At 48.0% G+C, this 21,445-nt stretch carries 20 protein-coding genes and 1 pseudogene; 15 read left to right on the top strand and 6 right to left on the bottom strand.

Annotated elements, in window-relative coordinates:
- Positions 1–56 precede the first annotated feature (56 nt).
- Positions 57–845, bottom strand: a complete 789-nt coding sequence (locus NSQ39_RS19690; protein ID WP_046129367.1) for a formate/nitrite transporter family protein — start codon at positions 843–845, stop codon at positions 57–59.
- 197 nt (positions 846–1,042) lie between these two features.
- On the opposite strand from NSQ39_RS19690, the gene NSQ39_RS19685 reads away from it, so the two are divergent.
- From NSQ39_RS19685 to NSQ39_RS19655, 7 genes are all read left to right on the top strand, one after another.
- The gene (locus tag NSQ39_RS19685) at positions 1,043–1,912 is read left to right on the top strand and encodes a fructosamine kinase family protein (protein ID WP_046129368.1); all 870 of its coding nucleotides are present in this window, start codon (positions 1,043–1,045) and stop codon (positions 1,910–1,912) included.
- Between the two features lie 358 nt (positions 1,913–2,270).
- Entirely contained in the window at positions 2,271–3,674 is a 1,404-nt protein-coding gene (locus tag NSQ39_RS19680; protein ID WP_046129369.1) for a cytochrome ubiquinol oxidase subunit I, read from the top strand.
- Positions 3,661–4,677: a cytochrome d ubiquinol oxidase subunit II gene (gene cydB, locus NSQ39_RS19675; protein ID WP_175076551.1), complete on the top strand. Its 1,017-nt coding sequence runs from the start codon at positions 3,661–3,663 to the stop codon at positions 4,675–4,677. The genes NSQ39_RS19680 and cydB overlap by 14 nt, the downstream gene beginning before the upstream one ends.
- Positions 4,677–6,401, top strand: a complete 1,725-nt coding sequence (gene cydD, locus NSQ39_RS19670) for a thiol reductant ABC exporter subunit CydD (RefSeq protein WP_175076550.1) — start codon at positions 4,677–4,679, stop codon at positions 6,399–6,401. The genes cydB and cydD overlap by 1 nt, the downstream gene beginning before the upstream one ends.
- Positions 6,398–8,137 (top strand): thiol reductant ABC exporter subunit CydC, encoded by a 1,740-nt coding sequence (gene cydC / locus NSQ39_RS19665; protein ID WP_175076549.1) that lies wholly within the window; start codon positions 6,398–6,400, stop codon positions 8,135–8,137. The genes cydD and cydC overlap by 4 nt, the downstream gene beginning before the upstream one ends.
- 121 nt (positions 8,138–8,258) lie before the next feature.
- Complete coding sequence (locus NSQ39_RS19660) at positions 8,259–9,476, top strand: DUF418 domain-containing protein (protein ID WP_175076548.1); 1,218 nt, start codon at positions 8,259–8,261, stop codon at positions 9,474–9,476.
- Positions 9,477–9,521: 45 nt separating this feature from the next.
- Positions 9,522–10,364, top strand: coding sequence for an NAD(P)H-hydrate dehydratase (locus NSQ39_RS19655; protein WP_046129373.1), 843 nt, complete (start codon positions 9,522–9,524; stop codon positions 10,362–10,364).
- 43 nt (positions 10,365–10,407) lie between these two features.
- Here the strand turns inward: NSQ39_RS19655 and NSQ39_RS19650 are convergent, their stop codons facing one another.
- The 4 genes from NSQ39_RS19650 to katA all read right to left on the bottom strand — a co-directional run bounded on the left by NSQ39_RS19650 (position 10,408) and on the right by katA (position 14,767).
- Positions 10,408–11,418 carry a pectate lyase family protein gene (locus NSQ39_RS19650; RefSeq protein ID WP_046129374.1) on the bottom strand — a complete coding sequence of 337 codons (1,011 nt, stop codon included), beginning with the start codon at positions 11,416–11,418 and terminating at the stop codon, positions 10,408–10,410.
- A 437-nt stretch (positions 11,419–11,855) separates the two neighbouring features.
- Entirely contained in the window at positions 11,856–12,788 is a 933-nt protein-coding gene (gene hemH, locus NSQ39_RS19645) for a ferrochelatase (protein WP_175076547.1), read from the bottom strand.
- Between the two features lie 5 nt (positions 12,789–12,793).
- The gene (locus NSQ39_RS19640; protein WP_046129376.1) at positions 12,794–13,210 is read right to left on the bottom strand and encodes a Fur family transcriptional regulator; all 417 of its coding nucleotides are present in this window, start codon (positions 13,208–13,210) and stop codon (positions 12,794–12,796) included.
- A 99-nt stretch (positions 13,211–13,309) separates the two neighbouring features.
- Positions 13,310–14,767 carry a catalase KatA gene (gene katA / locus NSQ39_RS19635; protein ID WP_046129377.1) on the bottom strand — a complete coding sequence of 486 codons (1,458 nt, stop codon included), beginning with the start codon at positions 14,765–14,767 and terminating at the stop codon, positions 13,310–13,312.
- 196 nt (positions 14,768–14,963) lie between these two features.
- On the opposite strand from katA, the pseudogene NSQ39_RS19630 reads away from it, so the two are divergent.
- Positions 14,964–16,562: pseudogene (locus NSQ39_RS19630) on the top strand (catalase).
- Between the two features lie 132 nt (positions 16,563–16,694).
- Entirely contained in the window at positions 16,695–17,126 is a 432-nt protein-coding gene (locus NSQ39_RS19625; RefSeq protein WP_046129378.1) for a hypothetical protein, read from the top strand.
- Positions 17,127–17,145: 19 nt separating this feature from the next.
- Here the strand turns inward: NSQ39_RS19625 and NSQ39_RS19620 are convergent, their stop codons facing one another.
- Positions 17,146–18,354, bottom strand: a complete 1,209-nt coding sequence (locus NSQ39_RS19620; protein ID WP_216898870.1) for an MFS transporter — start codon at positions 18,352–18,354, stop codon at positions 17,146–17,148.
- Positions 18,355–18,500: 146 nt separating this feature from the next.
- Between NSQ39_RS19620 and sigY the strand changes: the two genes are divergently transcribed.
- The 6 genes from sigY to NSQ39_RS19590 are packed head-to-tail and all read left to right on the top strand — an operon-like array spanning position 18,501 to position 21,434.
- Positions 18,501–19,034, top strand: a complete 534-nt coding sequence (gene sigY / locus NSQ39_RS19615; protein WP_046129380.1) for an RNA polymerase sigma factor SigY — start codon at positions 18,501–18,503, stop codon at positions 19,032–19,034.
- Positions 19,031–19,369 (top strand): YxlC family protein, encoded by a 339-nt coding sequence (locus NSQ39_RS19610; protein ID WP_046129381.1) that lies wholly within the window; start codon positions 19,031–19,033, stop codon positions 19,367–19,369. Before sigY ends, NSQ39_RS19610 begins: the two co-directional genes overlap by 4 nt.
- On the top strand, positions 19,359–19,574 hold the full coding sequence (locus NSQ39_RS19605) for a hypothetical protein (protein WP_046129382.1): 216 nt from the start codon (positions 19,359–19,361) through the stop codon (positions 19,572–19,574). Before NSQ39_RS19610 ends, NSQ39_RS19605 begins: the two co-directional genes overlap by 11 nt.
- Entirely contained in the window at positions 19,574–19,774 is a 201-nt protein-coding gene (locus NSQ39_RS19600; protein ID WP_046129383.1) for a PLDc N-terminal domain-containing protein, read from the top strand. Before NSQ39_RS19605 ends, NSQ39_RS19600 begins: the two co-directional genes overlap by 1 nt.
- Positions 19,774–20,661 carry an ABC transporter ATP-binding protein gene (locus NSQ39_RS19595; RefSeq protein WP_046129384.1) on the top strand — a complete coding sequence of 296 codons (888 nt, stop codon included), beginning with the start codon at positions 19,774–19,776 and terminating at the stop codon, positions 20,659–20,661. The genes NSQ39_RS19600 and NSQ39_RS19595 overlap by 1 nt, the downstream gene beginning before the upstream one ends.
- Complete coding sequence (locus tag NSQ39_RS19590; RefSeq protein WP_046129385.1) at positions 20,658–21,434, top strand: ABC transporter permease; 777 nt, start codon at positions 20,658–20,660, stop codon at positions 21,432–21,434. The genes NSQ39_RS19595 and NSQ39_RS19590 overlap by 4 nt, the downstream gene beginning before the upstream one ends.
- Positions 21,435–21,445 lie beyond the last annotated feature (11 nt).

Raw genomic sequence — 21,445 nt, 5'->3', positions numbered from 1 at the left:
TTTTATGAGTCTCCCCATCTTTTCATACCGCTTTTTGCAAATGGAAACTGCCGCTCCTACTTGATCATGTCTTCTGTTTGCGGCCTGTTCGCGAAGTGGTACATGAAGCCCATCATAAAAGCTCCGCCGACGATGTTCCCCAATGTAACGGGGATTAAATTGCGAACCGCCCCATATAACGAAATGGTGTCCGGATGGTCAGTCACCAAAGCGACGGCGAAGGTGGCCATGTTGGCAATGCTGTGCTCATATCCGGAAATAAAGAAACAAAACACAAACAGCATCATGGAGAACATTTTTGCACCGTCTCCTTTTTGGGACATCGGAATAAAAAAGGCAAGACAGACAAGCCAGTTGCAAAGAATCGCCCTGAAAAACAGTTCTGTCATCGGCGAATTCATCTTATGTTCGGCCGCGCTCAGCAAAAAGCTGTTGACGGACGAATCCTTGAACAATCCCGTTGAGAAAATGAGGCCTGCGAATAAGATGGCGCCCATGAAATTTCCCGCATAACTGAACAGCCACATCCCGATGGCATCAAACCAGCGCATTTTTTTGCGAAGCGCCGCAAATGTATAATAAAACGTGTTTCCCGTAAATAAATCTCCCCCGCCGTAGACAATCAGAATAATGGCTCCCCCAAACGTAACCGCGGCAATTGGATATGTGAACGGAGACTGTTCAAGATAAAAGAAATTCCCCGTTTTAAATGCGACGATCACGCCAAACCCGATGAACATGCTTGCCAGCATGGATCGCAAAAAATAGCGAAGCGGGCTCTCTTTAAAGATGCTGCATTTTTTCAATGCGAGCTCTTCCACTAACATGAGCGATTTAGTTTCCATGTTGTACCACCACCATGAAGTAAGGATCTTAGATTACGAACATAAGTATAGCAGGATATTGTGAAACATTTCACAATATCTGTGGATTTTATGTGAACAAATAATCGGGTAAAATCGTCCATAAGTATGAGAAAGTAAAGACAGCCGATCGAACGCTTCCATTTATTCTTTTGTATAAAGTGGCGGGGGTGAAGGAAATGGATGTAAAGAAAATCATTGATAAAGCGGTCCGGGCATCCGCCCGTGATCATGCTGTTCAGAGGATAACAGAAGCAGGCGGGGGCGATATCAACCGGTCTTTTCTCGTGGAGACGGACAAAACCAGGCTTTTCGTCAAAATAAACGATGGAGTGCCGGCCGACTTTTTCGAAAAGGAAGCCATGGGACTTGCAGAACTGAAAAAAACCGGCGCCGTAAACGTTCCTGACGTGATTGGATATAACGGCATAAGCGATCCGGAGCGATTCCTCGTTCTTTCTTATATTAGAGATACCCGGTCTCCAGGGGCGGAGGAAAAGCTTGGCGAACAGCTCGCCGCCATGCACCGGACGGAGAAGCCGTTTTACGGATTGGGGCATGACAATTACATCGGCACCTTTCAGCAGGAGAACGGCGAATATGACAGCTGGCCGGCCTATTACCGGGAAAAAAGGCTGCTTCCGCAAATCGGGCTCGCGCTTGAGAAAGGATTTTTGAATGAAAGGCAGGCGGAGAAGCATGTCAGGCTTGCGGAAACGCTTCCCCGCTGGCTCCCCGGAAAGCCCTGCGCATCCGTGCTTCACGGAGATCTATGGGGAGGCAACTGGATGACGGGGGAGGACGGCTCTCCATATCTCATTGATCCGGCCGTTTTATACGGGGACTTCCGGATGGATTTGGCGATGACCGCTCTGTTCGGGGGTTTCACCGAGAGGTTTTACAGCGCCTATGAAGCGGCGTCGAAAGAACCGCTTGACCGCGACATTTGGCCTTTATACCAGCTGTTTTATGTATACATGCATTTGAATTCTTTCGGAGAAAGCTACTTGCCTCATGCTGAAAGAATTGTAAAACGGTATATGGGCTAAAAAATACCGATATTGTGACAGATTCGGGACACCCTTTCAGGGGTGTTTTTTTATTGATCGGCTGGGCCTTTTAAAGTTTTATGGTAAATAAAACCTATTTGTCGTCAAAAAATGTTTGATTTTTAGTCAAGATTTGGTCACAAATCGACCCATTTTTTAGGTAATTAGATCTTTTTTTCTATAAACAAACGGTGTAAATTACTTATATAAGTAATCTCGAGATTGATTTATAAGTCTATTGTATTAATTTGAAAAGAAACGCCTTTTTGGTAAACCGTTTGCGTCACCTTTCACAGCAATATTGTGAAGTTTTGAACAATCTGATGGAGCATATCAATGGAAATGGAGGAAGCAGGGAATGAACGAATTAATCTTAGCCCGGTTTCAATTCGCTTCAACGACGATCTTTCACTTTATTTTTGTTCCGATGTCGATCGGACTCGTCTTTATGGTTGCCTTGATGGAAACCCTTTACGTTGTAAAGAAAAAAGACATTTACCGGACGATGGCGAAGTTTTGGGGGCACTTATTCTTAATTAACTTTGCAGTCGGTGTCGTCACGGGAATTTTGCAGGAGTTTCAGTTTGGCATGAACTGGTCGGAGTATTCCCGATTTGTCGGCGACGTTTTCGGCGCCCCGCTTGCTGTTGAGGCGCTTTTGGCCTTCTTTATGGAGTCAACCTTCATCGGCTTATGGATATTCGGCTGGGACCGTCTTCCGAAAAAGGTTCATTTGCTTTCCATCTGGCTGGTGTCGATCGGCACGATGCTGTCCGCTTTTTGGATTTTGGCTGCCAACTCATTTATGCAGGAACCGGTCGGTTTTGCGATTAAAAACGGACGGGCCGAGATGACCGATTTTCTTGCGATCATTAAAAACCCGCAGCTATGGGTTGAATTTCCGCACGTCATTTTCGGAGCGCTTGCTACGGGATCGTTCTTCATCGCCGGCGTGAGCGCATTCAAAATGCTGAAAAAGCAGGAAATGAACTTTTTCAAGAAATCGTTTCAGATCGCGATGGTCATTGCGCTTGTTTCAGGTATCGGCGTTGCCTTCAGCGGGCATGAGCAGGCCCAGCACCTGATGAAGAGCCAGCCGATGAAAATGGCCGCGAGCGAAGCGCTGTGGGATGACAGCGGAGACCCTGCCGCATGGACCATGCTTGCCGACATCGACACGGACAAGCAGGTGAACAAGTCTGAAATCAGCATTCCGTATGCGCTCAGCTATCTGGCTTACAAAAAATTCAGCGGCGATGTGCCGGGTATGAAAACACTTCAAAAGGAATACGAAAAAAAATATGGAGAAGGAAACTATATTCCGCCGGTAAAAACGACGTTTTGGAGTTTCAGGATTATGGCCGGCGCGGGAATTCTCATGATTATCGCCGCATTGACAGGGCTTTTCTTAAGCTTCCGCAAAAAGCTTGAAACGAGCAAATGGTTTTTGCGGGTGATGGTCGGGCTGATCGCATTTCCGTTCATCGCCAACACGGCGGGCTGGATCATGACGGAGATCGGACGGCAGCCGTGGACGGTGTTTGGCATATTGACGACAGCACAGTCCGTTTCACCGAATGTATCGGCTGGAATGCTTCTGTTCTCGGTGATTGCGTTCACAGCGATTTATCTCGTATTGGCGATTATCCTTGTCTACTTGTTTGTCCGCGAAATCAAAAAAGGGGCGCAGCACCATGATCATCATGAGGCTGCCGTTTCGACAGACCCGTTTGATCAGGAGGTTTACCATGGTATCTCTTAATGAGCTTTGGTTCATATTAGTCGCTGTGTTGTTTGTGGGGTTTTTCTTTCTGGAAGGTTTCGATTTCGGGGTCGGCATGGCGACCCGGTTTCTCGGGCGGAATGAGCTCGAACGCCGGGTGATGATCAATACGATCGGCCCCTTCTGGGATGCGAACGAAGTCTGGCTGCTGACAGGCGGCGGGGCGATTTTCGCCGCTTTTCCGAATTGGTACGCGACGATGTTCAGCGGATATTACATCCCGTTCGTCTTTGTACTGCTTGCTTTGATCGGGCGCGGCGTCGCTTTTGAGTTCAGGGGAAAAGTGGAAACGGCCAAATGGACGAAGGCGTGGGACTGGGTCGTGTTTTTCGGAAGTCTTTTGCCCCCGTTTTTGTTTGGCGTGCTGTTTACCAGCATTCTGCGCGGCATGCCGATCGATGCCGAGATGAACCTGCATGCCGGCTTTGCAGATTATGTGAATGTCTATTCGGTCACCGGCGGCGTCACCGTTACGCTTCTGTGCCTGCTGCACGGCCTGATCTTTATTACCCTCAGGACGGAGGATGACTTGCGGGACCGTGCAAGACGGCTTGCCGGAAAGGTCGTGTTCGCCGTTTTGGCTGCACTTGCTGCATTTGTTGCGCTGTCCGTCTTTGAAACCGATCTGTTCACAGGCCGGGGCTATGTGACGATTCCGCTTGCTGCTTTGATCGTCGTCTGCTATGTGCTGTCCATCGTATTTATGAAGCGAAAACGCGACGGCTGGACGTTTGCCATGACTGGAGCGGGAATCGCACTGACGGTCGGCACGATATTTACGGCGCTGTTTCCGCGCGTCATGATCAGTTCGGTCAAAAGCGCGTACGATTTGACGATCTACAATGCTTCATCAGGCGCTTATTCTTTAAAGGTCATGACGATCGTCGCGCTCACGCTGCTTCCATTTGTTCTCGGCTATCAAATCTGGAGCTACTACGTTTTCCGGAAACGCATCAGCAGTAAGGAGCCTATGATTTATTAATGGGAAAAGACCTCTTTCAATATAAAGGAATCAAACGAATTCTTGCGGTCCTGACCGCTTTGACCTTGTTGCAGGGCGCCGCCATCATCCTGCAGGCAGAATGGCTTGCAGAGGCGGTGACCCGCCTTTTTAACGGTGAACGAATCAGCGCGCTGTATTCGGTGATGATCCTCTTTCTTGCGGCGTTTCTTTTTCGCCATGCCGTCACGCTCGTGAAGCAGCGGGCGGTTTATCAGTACGCAGCAAAGACCGGGGCCGATATGCGAAAGAGCTTTCTTGAAAAGCTATTTCAATCAGGGCCGCGTCTGGCGAGACAGGAAGGCACAGGACACGTTGTTACGCTTGCGATGGAAGGCATCGCCCAGTTTCGCCGCTACCTGGAGCTGTTTTTGCCGAAGATGGTCAGCATGGCCGTTATCCCGGCGGCGATCGTCTGTTACGTCTTTTTCAAAGACAAATCGTCTGCGGTCATTTTAATGGTGACTATGCCGATTTTGATTGCGTTTATGATCCTGCTCGGATATGCCGCGAAAAGAAAAGCGGACAGGCAGTGGAAAAGCTATGAGATGCTTTCCAACCATTTTACGGATTCGCTCCGCGGTTTGGAAACATTGAAGTTTTTAGGCTTAAGCCGGTCCCATGAGAAAAATATTTTCAAGGTGAGCGAAAGATACCGAAAGGCAACGATGAGCACGCTTAGAATTGCTTTTTTGTCATCGTTCGCCCTTGATTTTTTTACGATGCTGTCTGTTGCCACCGTAGCCGTTTTTCTCGGGCTCGGACTTGTAGACGGTCATATTACGCTCGGCCCTGCCCTTACGGTATTAATCCTTGCGCCCGAATTTTTTCTGCCCGTTCGCGAGGTCGGCAATGACTACCATGCGACATTGAACGGACAGGAAGCGGGAAAGGCGATAAGGAGCATTTTGGATGCCCCCGGTTTTCAAAAAGAAGAGCTTCTTCTGCTCAGTTCTTGGTCAGATGAAGACCAGATTGCATTAAAAAACGTTTCCGTACGTCATGAACATGGGGGACAAGCTTCTTTAAGCGATATCTCGCTATCCTTTAAAGGGAAGAAAAAAATCGGGATCATCGGGGAAAGCGGTGCAGGGAAATCGACGCTTATCGATGTGCTCGGCGGTTTTCTTGATACGTCCGGCGGAGCGATCGAAATCGGGGGAACGCAAAGAACGCATCTCCAGGCGGAAAGCTGGCAGCGGCAGCTTGTCTATATTCCGCAGCATCCGTACATTTTTCCAGATACGCTCAGCGCCAATATCCGTTTTTACCATCCCGAAGCTTCAATTGAAGAAGTGGAACGGGCGGCAAAGGCTGCCGGCCTGATTGAGCTGATTGGCGAGCTACCGTCGGGTCTTGAAGAACGGATCGGCGAAGGCGGCAGGACGCTGAGCGGCGGACAGGCGCAGCGGACGGCGGTCGCCCGGGCTTTTCTCGGAAACCGTCCGATCCTTCTGTTGGATGAACCGACCGCACACCTCGATATTGAAACGGAATACGAAATGAAAGAAACGATGCTGAAGCTGTTTGAGGACAAGCTTGTCTTTATCGCAACCCACCGTTTGCACTGGATGCTGGACATGGATGAAATTATCGTGCTGAAGGATGGGAAAGTGGCGGAAACCGGAACCCATCAGGAACTGATCGAAAAACGCGGCGTTTACTATGATCTGGTGAAAGCGCAGGCGTTTGGAGGTGCATCATGAAGAAGGAACAGTGGATCCTGCCGTATGTGAAGAAAAATAAAAAGCTGTTTTTCATTGTGATTTTGCTTGGCGGAGTGACGGTATGTTCCGCCGCTTTTCTTATGTATACATCCGGCTACTTGATTTCAAAGGCGGCGACGCGCCCGGAAAACGTGTTGATGATTTACGTGCCGATCGTAGCTGTCCGCACCTTTGGCATTTTGCGTGCTGTGGCCCGGTATGTTGAACGGCTGACAGGCCACCACATCATTTTGAAAATCCTGTCCGATATGCGCGTCAGATTGTATAGGATGCTCGAACCGCAGGCTCTGAGGCTGCGTTCGCGCTTTCGTACCGGCGATATGCTCGGCATTTTGGCCGATGATATCGAACACCTGCAGGATATGTATTTAAAAACGGTGTTTCCCGGAGTATCGGCATTGCTTTTGTATACCGTATTCATTGCTGTTCTCGGCAGTTTTTCGTGGCCGTTCGCCGGACTGATCGCGATCTATGCCGCGGTTCTCGTTTTTCTCGTTCCTCTTGTGTCCCTGCTTGTGACAAGGGCGGGAAACATCACGTTAAAAAGGGGGCGCAGCCGCCTTTACCGCCGGCTGACCGATGCTGTTATGGGGGCGAGCGACTGGATTTTCAGCGGCCGGCAAAACGACTTTATCCGCGCTTACGAAGAAGCCGAAGAGCAAATGCTCCGCATCGAAAACAAACGCCAGCGTTTCACCCGTTGGAGGGATTTCTTCGTGCAGTGTCTTGCGGCGGGACTTGTGCTGTTGATGCTGGGCTGGACCGGCGGACAAAGCGCGGAAGGCGCATTGCCCCATACGTTTATTGCCGCATTTGTCCTTGTTGTGTTTCCGCTGACTGAAGCGTTCTTTCCGCTTTCCGACGCTGCGGGGGCGATTCCTGAATACGAGGATTCGCTGAATCGCATGGACAGTCTCCAGCCGGAACAGGAGAAAGGAAATGACGTTCCCCGGGAAAGTGCCGAAGCGGTCGGGTTGCATGACGTCACCCTTCGCTTTGAGAATGTTTCGTTTTCATATGAACACGGGCAGCCGGTATTAAAAGGCGTCTCTTTTACCTTAAAGCAGGGAGAAAAAATTGCGCTTCTCGGGCGAAGCGGTGCCGGCAAATCGACGATCATGGCCATGATCGAGGGGGCGCTTGCCCCAACGGCGGGCCGGGTCATGTTTAACGGAATCGCTGCAGAGGCGCTTGAACATGATATTTCCCGGGTTGTCGGCGTTTTGAATCAAAAGCCGCACCTGTTTGATACGACGATCTTAAATAATATTCGGCTCGGAAATCCCGAGGCGAGCGATGAAGAAGTGTATTGGGCGGCCCGGCAGGTAAAGCTTCATGATTTGATTGAATCGCTCCCTGACGGATATCATACGTCTGTACAGGAAACGGGGAGCCGCTTTTCGGGAGGAGAACGCCAGCGAATCGCATTGGCACGCATTCTTTTGCAGGGCGCACCCGTCATCGTTTTGGATGAGCCGACCGTCGGGCTTGACCCCATCACGGAAAGGGAGCTGCTTTTGACGATGTTTGATGCGCTTAAGGGGAAGACCGTTCTTTGGATCACCCACCATTTGGCGGGAGCTGAAGCCGCTGACCGGATTCTTTTCCTTGAAAATGGAACGATTGAAATGGAAGGAAGCCATAAAGAATTATTGCAAGAAAACCCCCGTTATCGGCGGTTATATCAATTGGATGCACCGGCATTCAGAATGTAATAGAGGCAGCTTCATTTGTGAAGCTGTCTTTTCTTTTTAGCAATATTTAAGATGCGGGTTAACTGGGATTAAGCTGGGGTTGCTACAATAAATTGACATTAAAGGCGAGGAGAGAGAACAATTGAATATTCAGCCCCTGCAAAGTAACAGAATCATTTGGTTGGATCAAGCGAGGGGAATTGCGCTGTTTGGCATTCTGCTTGCAAATATGCTTTTGTTTCAATACGGAATGTGGGACGATTTATCGTTTAAACCGATGGCTTCATATGATCATTGGGCATATGAGTGGACCAGGATTTTTGCCGTCAGCAGCTTCATGCCGCTGTTTGCCTTTTTATTTGGATACGGCATGGTGTTAATGATGGACAGGTTTGATGAGAAAGGGATCGTAAAATACCGCCGTGTATTCTTCCGGCGCTTTCTCGTGCTGGCTGTTTTCGGCTTTTTGCACGGCTGCTTGATTTGGGAGGGGGACATTTTGTTAAGCTACGGAATGATCGGAATGGGACTGCTGTTTCTGTTTATCAACCGGAAACCGAAAACGATTCTGATTTGGGCGGTCAGTTTATTTGCGGTTTATATATTGATCTGTTTTGGAAGCGGGGGAGTGGAGCCAAGTCCCGAGCTGACGGAATTCAACGAGCGAACGGCTGAGGTGATGCAAAGCGGCAGCTATTGGGATATCGTTTCCCATCGGGCAAATGCGGAGGTTCCGTTATTTGACTTTGACGATTCGGCGCCGGAGGGACTATCCGTGATGCTCATCGTTTTGATCGCACCTGTTTTTACCCTTTCACCATTTCTTTTCGGCTTATATGCGGCGAAGAAGAAGTGGCTTCATCAGCCGCGTCTCTATGAAAAGAGAATCCGGAAGGTATTCTTTGTGACGCTCGCAATCGGCCTTCCTTTTAAAGCGCTGCCGATTGTTTGGAAAGATCCGTTCGTATATATGCTAAGCGAAGGCATAGGACCGCTGGCGCTGACATTTTGTTATTTGACGGGGATCATCCTATTGGCGCAGACGAAACAGGGACAGCGCCTGCTAAAACCTTTCGGGGCCGTCGGCAGGCTGTCTTTTACGAATTATCTCATGCAAAGCATCATCATGACGTTCATTTTTTACGGCTATGGACTCGGGTTGTACGGCAGGCTCGGCGTATTGGCCGGAATCGGAATTGCCGTCTTGTTTTTTCTATGTCAGATGGCAGCCAGCATGTGGTGGATCAAGCGTTTCCGCATGGGGCCGTTTGAGTGGCTGTGGCGGCTGGGAACATATTTAAAAGCGCCTGATTTTTTCAAGAAGAACATGACAGAGGGTGGCCGTTCCGTGGCAAAATAGGGATATAGCTTAAATAAACGTTTGTTTAAAAAGGATGTGAATCAGATGTCTCAAGAAGAGCTGCCGACTTGGACTAAAGAGCATGTCAAAGCTTCGCTGCCGCAGAGGGATGATGACAGCCATAAAGGAACATACGGCACAGGGTTATTGCTTGCCGGAACCGGTGATATGCCGGGTGCTGCACTGCTTGCCGGATACGGAGCCATGCGGAGCGGCATCGGAAAGCTTGTGATCGGTACACCCGGAAGTGCCGTGCCATTAATCGTTCCCGTTCTGCCTGAAGCAACCTATTGGCGGGATGGCCTGGAAAAGGCGGCCCGCGGCGAAATCGAAGCACATTATCGGGCGATTGCAATCGGACCGGGACTTCTACCTTCGCAAACGACAGAATTGGCAGTACAGAAGGTCCTGGAGGAAAAATGCCCGGTTGTGCTTGATGCCGGCGCTTTATACATTCGGGTTTATCCGGATCGTCAAGCAGCGACGATTTTGACGCCCCATCCAGGCGAATTTTCAAGAATCACCGGATTGTCAATTCAAGACGTGCAAAAACGGCGCGCTTCTCTGGCTAAAGAATGGGCGGAAAAGCTCGGCGCGACGATCGTTTTGAAAGGAAATGAAACGGTGATCGCTTTTCCCGACGGTGAGTGCTGGAAAAATCCTACCGGCAACAGTTCTTTGGCAAAGGGGGGAACGGGTGATACATTAACCGGAATGCTCCTCGGCATGCTGTGCTGTCATGAAAACGAGAAAGAAGCGGTGCTGAACGCTGTCCACCTGCACGGCGCCTGTGCTGACAGATGGATAAAGACCCGTTCGCCGCATACGCTGCTTGCCCATGAGCTGTCGCGCCTGCTGCCTGATGTGTGGAAGGAGTATGAGGCATAAAAGTAGGAAACGTCCGGGAGCTCCCGGACGTTTCCTCTTGAAATTAAGGATTGACTTTGCCGACGCCGGCATTTTGCGTGACGATCGATTTGACATTGTCTACCCCGTCGAGCGAATAGCTGTAAGGCGGCTTATAGGATGTTGTTGAAGTAGTCGGCATGCTGCCTGTGGAATTAACAAATTTATTATTGGACACGTCCCAATAGCCGGGCTTGTCGCTGTACCAGGAGACGATTGGATCTTTGGCGTTTTCAAACAGGTTGCTTTCAATTTTGAGGAGGGCGCCCATTCTTGAGTTGATGCCGCTTTCGATGATGTTGCTGTAATAGTTGTTGTAAATGTGTCCTTCTCCGAACCGGAAGGCAGGGACGCGGGAATTCAGGTTGTTAAACCAATTGTGGTGGAATGTAATCGTCCGGTTGCTATTATCGCTGTCAGAGTTCCCCATGAGCATCGATTTCCATGCATCATGGACATAGTTCCACGAAAAGGTGATGTATTGGGCGTCTTTTTTGACATCGAATAATCCGTCATAGTAATCTTTATCAACATTCAGGCTGTGGTACAGCTCATTGTGGTCGACCCAAACATTTTTGGACGGACCTTCAATGCTGATTGCATCTTTGTCTCCTTTAGCGACTTCATGAATTTTTAAGTTGCGGATAATGACGTTGTTTGCCCGCCACACTTTAATGCCGATCCCCTTTAATTCCCCCTTTGTTCCGGAGCCGACGATCGACACATCTGATACATCTTTTATGTCAATTTTTGATGCGGATGTATTTGAGGTTGTAATTGTGCCATTGACATAAATTTTTAATGGCGTATTTGGGCTTTTATTTTTTAATGCTGCGAGCAGCTGGTCCCCCGTTGTCACAGTAACCGTCTGGCCGCCTTCTCCCCCGGTTGTTCCTCCGTTTAAAGAAGCGAAGCCCTTTAAGCTGAAATCCGCCAGCGGACTGACCTTTGATGCGGTTGCTGACGCCGCTTCCGCAGATAAAGCCCCCGTAATTCCAAGGATAAAAATGAACATGACGCTTATGATTTTTTTCATTGTTCTCCTCCTCTTTTTATTGATGTCACAAGTATTGGTAAGCGTTTTCATAAAGCTAAGTCGGATGATGATGAAAAACCATGGCGACCCCTCCCTTTTACTGGAATTGGAAAGATCATAGCACAATAGACTGAATAATCTGAATAATCATCATATGAGTTGGGTGCAAGTATAAGCTGATGATTATGATAAATGGCACAGATATGATGCAATGCGCATATCGCGATCGGCTTTTCGGGGGAGGGGATGTTGCATTTTTTTGCAGACAAACGAATTTTCGGGGCATTTCGTCCAAAAAAATAAGGGAAGGCTTTTTAGCCTGTCCCTTCAAAACATAGCCCGCTTATTCATTTTTAACTTCATCCCGCACTTGCACATGATACTGTGCTTTAAATATTTAATCTTTGACCGGCATTTTGGACATAAATGATGAGTCATTATTTATCCTGCAGTTTGCGGAGGACGACGCCTGCAAGTACGTCGATGAACCGCGGATCAGCGTTCGGCATGGGCGGGCGGTAATAATCGGCGCCAAGCTCGTCGGTTACCGTTTTGCATTCAAAGTCATTGTCATAAAGAACTTCCAAGTGGTCAGACACAAATCCGACCGGTGCATAAATGAATGATCGGAAGCCTTCCTGATAAAGTTCCCTTGTTAAGTCTTGGACGTCCGGACCAAGCCAAGGATCCGGCGTATTGCCTTCACTTTGCCAGCCGACAGCGATCTGATCGAATGACAGGCGCTCTGCGATCAATGCCGCCGTTTCTGCGAGCTGCTCGGGATAAGGATCGCCATGCTCCAGAATCTTTTCAGGCAAACTGTGGGCAGAACAAATCACAATCGTTTTTTGTAAATCGTCTTTCGGCATTTGCTTTAAAATCGCGCCGATTTCTTCTGACCAGTAGCTGATAAAGCCTTCCTCCTGGTACCATTCATGAATGGAAGTAATCCGGGGGCCGCCGATCGCCTGTGCGGCTTTTTCGGCGCGTCGGTTGTAGACTTCTGTGCTAAAGGTAGAGTAGTGGGGGGCTAAGACGATGGAAACGGCTTCTTCGATCTGATCCTGTTTCATTTGTTCTACCGCATCTTCGATAAATGGAGAGATGTGTTTTAAGCCGAGATACATGATGAATTCAACATCATCCTGACGGGCATTTAAAGCCTCTTCGAGTTTTTTCGCCTGAACCGATGTGATCTCCGCAAGCGGGGAGATTCCGCCGATATGCTGATAGCGTTTTTTTAAGTCGTCAATCATGTCTTCGCTCGGTCTGTTTCCATGCCTGATATGCGTATAATACGGAATGATGTCTTCTTCCTTGTATGGTGTGCCGTAAGCCATCACCAATAAGCCGATTTTTTTTCTTTCCATGTTTTTCACCTCTGCTGCTGATCTTGACATGTTGTACAAATTCCGTAAATCCCTAAATGGTGTCTGTTAATTTTATAATTCGTTAATTGTGCAGCTGCGTGTTCCACCTCTTTAAGCGGGGGATATTCAAGATCAACGATTTTTCCGCACGAATGACAGATGACATGATAATGGTGCGGTTTAAAAAGTTCATACTTGCTTTTTCCGTCTCCATACGGAAGTTCCTTTACAATTCCGATCCTTACGAACAGTTTCAGATTGCCGTAAATCGTCGGCAGGTTCATGAATGGCAGCTCCCGGTGAATATCCTCCGCTGAAGGGTGGTCATTTATCGAAATCATCGTTTTTAAAATCAACACTCTTTGAGCTGTCACGCGCAAGCCGTGCTTTTTTAACAGTGCGATCACTTTTTCCTCTTCCACATCTACATCCCCTGCCTTTCCGGATTAAGTACAGGCATCCGCGTGAAACGAATGCCTGTACTTGAGAAAATGAGAATAAAGTTGAGAATGAGCGTTTCTTTACACTTCTTGCGGAACAGGCAAGCCTAGTCCTTTTGCGACCCGTGTGCCATACTCCGGATCGGCTTTATAAAAATGCTGAATTTGCCGCAGCTTGATTTCATCTTTTGTCACTTGTTCCATAGAGCCGACGATGTTGCTGATCAGGCGTGAGCGCTCGTCTTCGCTTAAAAGGCGGTACAGATCGCCTGCTTGCGTATAGTGATCATTGTGGTCATAGGCAACGCTGTCCGCTGACCCTGATACAGGATATGCCGTTGTTTTGTTTTCCGGTGTTTCCGCCGGTCCTCCGAAGCTGTTTGGCTCATAGTAGACGGAGCCGCCGCCGTTATTGTCAAAGCGCATTTGTCCGTCGCGCTGATAGTTGCGCACCTCGTTTTTCGGACGGTTGATCGGCAGGCTGTTATGGTTTGCCCCGACACGGTAGCGATGGGCATCGGCATATGCGAACAGGCGTCCCTGAAGCATTTTGTCAGGCGATGGTTCGATGCCTGGCACGAGCGTTCCCGGTGAGAATGTCGCCTGTTCGACTTCAGCGAAATAGTTTTCCGGATTCCGGTTTAATACCATTCGGCCCACTTCAATCAAAGGATAATCTTTTTGAGACCATACTTTTGTGACGTCAAACGGGTCGAAACGGTACGTATCGGCATCCTCCAGAGGCATGATTTGTACGTATAGCTTCCATGCCGGGAAATCGCCTTTTTCGATCGCTTCATATAGATCTTGAGTGTGATAATCCGGATTCTCGCCTGCAATCTTGGCGGCCACTTCTTCCGTCAGGTTTTTAATGCCCTGCTCTGTTTTAAAGTGGTATTTAATCCATACGCCCTCACCTTCGGCATTCACCCATTTGAATGTGTGGCTTCCGAAACCGTGCATGTGGCGGTATGTCGCCGGAATTCCGCGGTCAGACATGAGGATCGTCACCTGATGCAAAGATTCAGGGGATAAAGACCAGAAATCCCACACGGCGTCGGGGTTTTTCAAGTGTGTAACAGGATGGCGCTTTTGCGTATGAATGAAATCAGGGAATTTAATCGCATCGCGAATGAAGAATACCGGCGTGTTGTTTCCGACTAGATCGTAGTTACCGTCCTCGGTGTAAAATTTGACGGCAAATCCGCGCGGATCACGCACGGAGTCCGCTGAGCCGCTTTCACCCGCAACGGTGGAAAAACGAATGAATAGAGGTGTGCGTTTTCCTACTTCCGATAAAAATTTTGCTTTTGTATATTTCGAAACATCGTTCGTTACTTCAAAATAACCGTGCGCACCGGCGCCTTTTGCGTGTACAACCCGCTCAGGGACGCGCTCTCTGTTGAAATGGGCGAGCTTTTCAAGAAGGTGGACGTCTTGAATGAGCGTCGGTCCCCGGGAACCCGCCGTCATTGAGTTTTGATTGTCGCCAACCGGAGCTCCCCAGCTGGTTGTCAGGCTGTTTTTGTTTGTCGTCATAAAAGGATCACCTCGCGTAAAATTTGTTTACAAAAATAATGATAACATTTCTCAAGAAAAAAACAATATTTATTTATAATTATTATAAACAAAAAATTAGACTATTTTTCAAAATGTTATGGTCTTGCCTTTAGGAAGTATACTTCTTTTTGTTTGGGACAAATTAAATATTATTTCCAAATAAAGGAGTGTAGGTATGGATCAACCATCACATCAGCAAAAGTCGGATATGGAAGCGGAAGATACGTTAACCAATCGGCAAGGGCATCCGATAACAAACAACCAGAATATCAGAACGGTAGGCAACAGAGGCCCTTCAACATTGGAAAACTACGATTTTTTAGAAAAGATCAGCCATTTTGACAGGGAAAGGATTCCTGAAAGGGTCGTTCATGCCAGGGGAGCGGGCGCCCATGGATATTTTGAAGCGTACGGCACGGCCGGCAACGAGCCGGTTTCAAAATATACGAGGGCAAAGCTCTTTCAGGAAAAAGGGAAGAAAACACCCGTATTTGTCCGTTTTTCAACGGTCACGCACGGCATCTCCTCACCGGAAACGCTTCGCGATCCGCGCGGCTTTGCCGTTAAATTTTATACGGAAGACGGAAACTGGGATCTCGTGGGAAACAATCTGAAGATCTTCTTTATCCGCGATGCCGTGAAATTTCCCGATTTAATCCATGCATTCAAGCCTGATCCCGTTACAAATGTTCAGGACGGGGAAAGGATCTTCGATTTTATCTCCAATACGTCTGAAGCCATGCATATGATCACCTTTCTGTTTTCGCCTTGGGGCATTCCGGCAAACTACAGGCAAATGCAGGGGTCAGGCGTTAATACTTACAAGTGGGTCAATAAAGACGGTGAAGCGGTTCTTGTGAAATATCACTAGGAGCCGAAGCAAGGCATTAAAAATTTGACCCAAAAAGAAGCGGGAGAGATTCAGGCGAAAAACTTCAATCACGCGACACAGGATTTGTATGAAGCGATTGAGCGGGGGGACTATCCGGAGTGGGAGCTGTTCGTCCAGATCATGAGTGATGATGAACACCCGGAGCTCGACTTTGACTCGCTTGATGATACAAAGCTGTGGCCCGAGGATCAATTTCCGTGGCTTCCTGTCGGCAAAATGGTGCTGAATAAAAATCCGGAAGACTATTTTACAGAAGTCGAACAGGCCGCATTTGGAACAGGGGTGCTTGTGGACGGGCTCGATTTTTCGGATGACAAAATGCTCCAAGGAAGAACGTTTTCCTATTCGGATACGCAGCGCTACAGAGTCGGGGCCAATTATCTGCAGCTGCCGATCAATGCTCCGAAAAAAAGGGTTGCCACCAATCAGAGGGGAGGACAGATGCAATACAAAGTCGACTTGGGGGAAAAACAAAGCCCGCATATCAACTATGAGCCTTCCACGATCAACGGGTTAAAAGAAGCAAAGCAAGACGGCAAGGAATATACGCCGCATGTAGAAGGGAAGCTTGTCCGCGAAAGCATTGACAGGCAAAACAATTTCAAGCAGGCGGGGGAGACTTACAGGAAGTTCGATGATTGGGAAAAAGACGAGCTCATTATGAACCTGGTCAATACTCTTCTTCCATGCGACCAAAGAATCCAGACGAAAATGATCGAGATGCTGAAGCAATGCGACGAGGAATATGGAAGAAGAGTTGAGGAGGGGCTAAAGAACGCCACAAGCCAAAATACATCCAGCAGGGAGCCGATAGGAGCCGAAGGCGCTGAAGACGCGCCGAAACAAGCGGAAGAAAAAGGACATTCCCAGGACCCTTATTAGAGCGGGCAAAGCGAAGATCAACGCCGCAGGATCATCGCTTTTTAAAATTCAAAAAAATTACAAATGTTAACAAAGAATTATATGGTAATATTACACATTAAATGGAAAATAAATTGACAGGGAGGAGTAATGATGTTCAAAAAATTAGCGGTTGGGATTTTAATGGCCGGAATGCTGCTTTCCGGCGCAGTCGGAGCATCAGCAGCGGAACACGGAAAAACAGCTTCCCATGGTATGATTCATCCCTTGAGCACGGCATATACAGATGTAAAGGTTACAGGCAAAACAGTCTACTTTTATATTAAAGGTTTGGAAAATCCATTTAATCTGACATATTATGATAGAGTCGCATGGACAAGCACTAATGAAGAACCCGATACAGTGACGGACAACATTTTGTCTGTGAAAATCCCGTTGAAAACAGGAAGCAGGTATGAGGCGAAATCAAATGAACGGCTTGAGCTGATCAGGGATAAAATCGAGTCGGGCGGCACCGTTTACGGATGGGCAAAAGCGCAGGACGGCTATTGGTATCCTGCCGGCTCCGCGAAAATTTCCTATTGAGCATAGCAAAAAGCAGGCTTCATCCCCGCCTGCTTTTTGTCTTGCCGAATGGTCTTGAAACAACCGCCACTACAGCCGCTGCAAATGACAAAACCCCCGCAAACCAAAACACCTCGCCAAGTCCCAATTGTTCCGCCACTTTCCCTGCAGCGATCGGACCGAGAAAAAAGCCGATCGCATAAAAAGACTGGTAAAAGCCCATGACTGACATTTTCAGCTTCTGCGAACCGATTTGGACAATGCTTGAGAGCAGGAGAGGAAAGATAAGTCCCAATGTCAGCCCGATGACAGCGTGAATCAGGCAGACGGATAAGAGCGTTTTCGCAAACGGCAGTACACAAAGGAAAAGTCCGGTAATCACATAACAAATCAAGATGACGGCGCTGACTGATTTGATGCTGTAAAATATGCACCATACAGAAGCGGCAGCTTGGGGAATGAAAAAGGCGCACATCACCCACAGCAGCTGTTTCTCATCAATGCCGATCGTCTCCGTGTAGATCGGCGTAAATCCGAAAACGGTCATAAATAAGACGGCATGGGCCAAAAATGACAGCAGTGTAATCGTTTTGAGCCGCGGGAGACGCCACGTTTGTTTCACATAATCGGAAACGGGCATCCTTCCGACAGGTTCGCGCGTTCCGTTGTCTTTAATATAAAATGACAGCACAAGCCCGATCAATGAGAAGACGGCGCCGATCCAAAACGGAAACATCCAGCCGAACAAATGAACGAGGTACCCGCTGACAGCCATGCTGACGAACTGCGGAAGCACCGTTAAAAACTGCAAAATGCCCATCGCTTTCGATGAGTGTTCCTTCGGAAAATACTGTGAGTATAAAACCGTAGCCATGACCCACATCGCGGCCGTAATCCCGGCAAGCAGCCGGGCGGTGATCACCATAACGAACGAATCGGACAACAGAAATATCAAACTGCTCAAAAGAGCAGCTGCAAAGCCGGTGACAAACAGATGTTTCCTCAGCGGAGAGAGCACATCAGACAAAATCCCGAATGGAAAACGCAGCAATATCTGCGTGATGCCGTAGCTTCCCAAAATGATCCCAATCGCCGAGTAGGAAAAACCGATGCTGTCAAGATACAGCCCGAAAACGGGGACGTAGATATATGTAGCAAACCAAAAACAAAAGACAGCGCCCCAAAACATCGCATGATCTTTTTTTGCGATTCGTTTTTCTTCAAAAATAAGCTTTTCTTGCAACTCCATCCCGCTTTCTCCCCCTTTAGCTTCAAGTACACCATAATTGGCGAACGGAAAACAAGGTCATTTTTTATTTTAGAATGGAATTGAACGGTTTGCCGACAGATGTCGTCTAATATATGGAGACAAAGGAAAGGGGGATTGTCATTTTAGTGGATCAGACAGATGAAAAAGAACTTGTCATGCAAGCAAAAAATGGAGAAGATGACGCCTTTTCAACACTATTTCGGCTGCATTACCCCTTTTTATATCAATATGTGCTCAAATCAACGCTCCATCCCGATCTGACAGAGGATTTGGTTCAAGAAACGATGCTCAAAGCATATATCAGCCTTCAGCAATTCCAGGGAAGCGCAAAATTTTCAACATGGCTGATTTCGATTGCTTCCCGTCTCATTATCGATCACCAGCGTCGGAAAAAACGGGAATACCGCAGGACGCAGGCAGCCAGGGAGGATGCCTTGCGGAAGATGAAATGGGAATCATCCCTCCGCGGACATGAGTGGAACGACTATTTGGAGATGTTTGCTGCGCTTGAGCCGGAATTCAGAATGCCGATCTTATTAAGGCATTATTACGGGTTCACATACCCCGAAGTGGCAAAGATGCTGAAAATAAAAGAGGGTACTGTCAAATCCCGCGTTCATCATGGCTTAAAGAAAATTCGAAAGGAGTGGGACCGGTGAATGAACGAGAGGAAAAAGAGACGATTTCACATTTGAAGCAGGAGCTGAAAAAAATCGATGCCGCCTTTGAACCTGCCCCTCTCCATCAATTTGAGCTGAACCGGCAGTTAGCCAGGTTTAAACAAGAGCGGAAACGGGCGATGCAGAAGGAATTGCTTTGCTTTATGGTTTCGGCATTTGTGATTTTGTCCTTATATATCACGATTTCGATTCAAGTGCCTGTCTTGTTTTTGACGGTGCAGGGAGCCGCGCTTATACTCCTTCCGGCCCTTGTCATGTTTGAAAAAAAGCGGCGCCGGACGGCGGACGGGGAGGTTGAAATAGATGAACCTTGATATGACTCAAGAAAAATTGACGATTTTGCTGTTGATTTCTCCGCTTTTATTAGTGCAAAGCATTCTCCTTTTTCTTGATGCAAAGAAAAAGGGAAGCAATGCGTGGTTTTGGGGGATTTGGGGGCTCATTCAAACTCCGATGCCTGTATTATTCTACTACTTATTTGTCGTCAGACCCTATCATAAAAAAAGGGGGATGTCGTAATGGCCGCATCTGAAATACCTTGGGCGCTGATTGCCCCGTTAATCGTGTTATATCTTATCCTTGTCATTTCCGCACTGGTGAACTGCTCCAAACAGGAGGAATTAAACGGTCCCAAGTGGCTATGGCTCTTGATTATTGCCGGCATCAGTTTTATTGGGCCAATTTCGTACTTTGTTATCGGTAAAAGGAGGCACATGTGATGCTGTCCGTGAAAGGATTAACAAAAGTTTATCAGCAGCATAAAGCTGTAGATCATCTAAGTTTTGATATTAGGCACCATCAATCTGTTGCACTTCTTGGACCTAACGGAGCCGGAAAAACAACAACGCTGCAAATGCTGTCAGGCCTTTTAACGCCGACTTCAGGGCAGATTCAATTTTTAGGCCGAAAAACCGTAACCCGGAGCCGCATTGGCTATCTTCCTCAGCACCCTGCATTTTTTTCATGGATGACGGCGGAAGAATATTTGCGGTTTGCCGGGAGGCTTTCCGATTTGAGTCGCCGCGATGTTCAAGAGAAAAGCAGGGAAGTATTGCGCTATGTCGGTTTGGAGAAGTGCGGCGACCGGAAAATCGCGGGATTTTCAGGAGGGATGAAACAAAGGCTCGGACTGGCACAGGCTCTGATCCATGAGCCGGAGCTGCTGATTCTGGATGAGCCCGTTTCCGCGTTGGACCCATCGGGAAGACGTGAAGTGCTCGATTTGATGAAGGATTTAAAAAAACGGATGACGATTTTATTTTCTACTCATGTCCTTCATGATGCGGAGCAGGTATGTGATGAGATTATCATGCTTAAAAATGGAACGGCAAGGTGGACAGGACCGCTTTCAGAGTTAAAGACGAAGCATCAAACGCCGTCTTTTATACTAAAAGCCGAGGAAAGCCTTGAAGGGTGGCTCGAAGAACTCCCTTATGTCACAGGGCTCACCCTTGATCAGCCGTCAAAAGCCGAATTTCATTTATCCGATCGGGCATACGTCCGCGAATTATTAGCGGAATGTCTGAGAAGAAACGTGTCGGTCCTCCATTTTGAACAAAAAACACAGTCTTTGGAAGAGATTTATATGAAGGTGATGGGGCTATGAATTCATTTTATATTTTATTTCAGAAAGAGTGGAAAGAGAGCTGGAAGGACGGAAAGTTATTGTGGCTGCCTGTCGTCCTCATATTGATCGGCCTTATGCAGCCGATCAGCCTGTATTATATGCCTGAAATCATTGATATGGCCGGAAACCTGCCGGAAGGGGCAGTCATCAACATTCCAAAGCCCAGCGGTGAAGAGGTTTTGGCCAGTACGCTATCCCAATTTGGGACGGTCGGCACTGCCATCTTCGTATTCAGTGTGATGGGAAGCATTGTGAATGAACGGAACCAGGGCTCGCTTTCACTGATTATGGCGAGGCCGGTGAGCCCGCTTCACTATGTAGGGAGCAAGTGGCTTGCCCACGTCATCCTCGCTTTGGTGTCTTTTGTCGCAAGCTATAGTCTCGTCTTCTACTATACAAATCTTTTATTTACCCCGGTTGCCTTTGCCAGGTTTTTGTTTAGCTTATTGGTTTACGGCATCTGGATTGTGTTTGTGATGACCATTACGCTGTTTTTCAGCGCTTTGTTTCGCCATATTGGAGGTATTGCCGGGGCAAGCATCGGTATGATTGCAGCTGTTTCATTTGCGGGGTCGCTGTTTCCGCGTTTTACCGAATGGACGCCTGATAAAGCGCAAAACCAGGCAGTCTATTTTATCAAGAACGGTTCATGGGACGATGCCTTCGGCTTGATGGTGTTTTCTTCAGCCGGATTTGTGATCCTTCTGTTCGCGTGCATCATATTTGTCTTTAAAAGATATGAATCTTACTGATCAACCGGGCG

The organism is Bacillus sp. FSL W8-0848 (assembly GCF_038007805.1).
Classification (GTDB): domain Bacteria; phylum Bacillota; class Bacilli; order Bacillales; family Bacillaceae; genus Bacillus; species Bacillus glycinifermentans.
This window is presented reverse-complemented; position numbering and strand designations above follow the sequence as displayed.

Bases quoted from the DNA above. Each gene is read 5' to 3' on its own strand.
- NSQ39_RS19690 (WP_046129367.1), bottom strand. From the start codon at position 845: ATGGAAACTAAATCGCTCATGTTAGTGGAAGAGCTCGCATTGAAAAAA.
- NSQ39_RS19685 (WP_046129368.1), top strand. From the start codon at position 1,043: ATGGATGTAAAGAAAATCATTGATAAAGCGGTCCGGGCATCCGCCCGT.
- NSQ39_RS19680 (WP_046129369.1), top strand. From the start codon at position 2,271: ATGAACGAATTAATCTTAGCCCGGTTTCAATTCGCTTCAACGACGATC.
- cydB (WP_175076551.1), top strand. From the start codon at position 3,661: ATGGTATCTCTTAATGAGCTTTGGTTCATATTAGTCGCTGTGTTGTTT.
- cydD (WP_175076550.1), top strand. From the start codon at position 4,677: ATGGGAAAAGACCTCTTTCAATATAAAGGAATCAAACGAATTCTTGCG.
- cydC (WP_175076549.1), top strand. From the start codon at position 6,398: ATGAAGAAGGAACAGTGGATCCTGCCGTATGTGAAGAAAAATAAAAAG.
- NSQ39_RS19655 (WP_046129373.1), top strand. From the start codon at position 9,522: ATGTCTCAAGAAGAGCTGCCGACTTGGACTAAAGAGCATGTCAAAGCT.
- NSQ39_RS19650 (WP_046129374.1), bottom strand. From the start codon at position 11,418: ATGAAAAAAATCATAAGCGTCATGTTCATTTTTATCCTTGGAATTACG.
- hemH (WP_175076547.1), bottom strand. From the start codon at position 12,788: ATGGAAAGAAAAAAAATCGGCTTATTGGTGATGGCTTACGGCACACCA.
- katA (WP_046129377.1), bottom strand. From the start codon at position 14,767: ATGACGACAAACAAAAACAGCCTGACAACCAGCTGGGGAGCTCCGGTT.
- NSQ39_RS19625 (WP_046129378.1), top strand. From the start codon at position 16,695: ATGTTCAAAAAATTAGCGGTTGGGATTTTAATGGCCGGAATGCTGCTT.
- NSQ39_RS19620 (WP_216898870.1), bottom strand. From the start codon at position 18,354: ATGGAGTTGCAAGAAAAGCTTATTTTTGAAGAAAAACGAATCGCAAAA.
- NSQ39_RS19605 (WP_046129382.1), top strand. From the start codon at position 19,359: ATGAACCTTGATATGACTCAAGAAAAATTGACGATTTTGCTGTTGATT.
- NSQ39_RS19600 (WP_046129383.1), top strand. From the start codon at position 19,574: ATGGCCGCATCTGAAATACCTTGGGCGCTGATTGCCCCGTTAATCGTG.
- NSQ39_RS19595 (WP_046129384.1), top strand. From the start codon at position 19,774: ATGCTGTCCGTGAAAGGATTAACAAAAGTTTATCAGCAGCATAAAGCT.
- NSQ39_RS19590 (WP_046129385.1), top strand. From the start codon at position 20,658: ATGAATTCATTTTATATTTTATTTCAGAAAGAGTGGAAAGAGAGCTGG.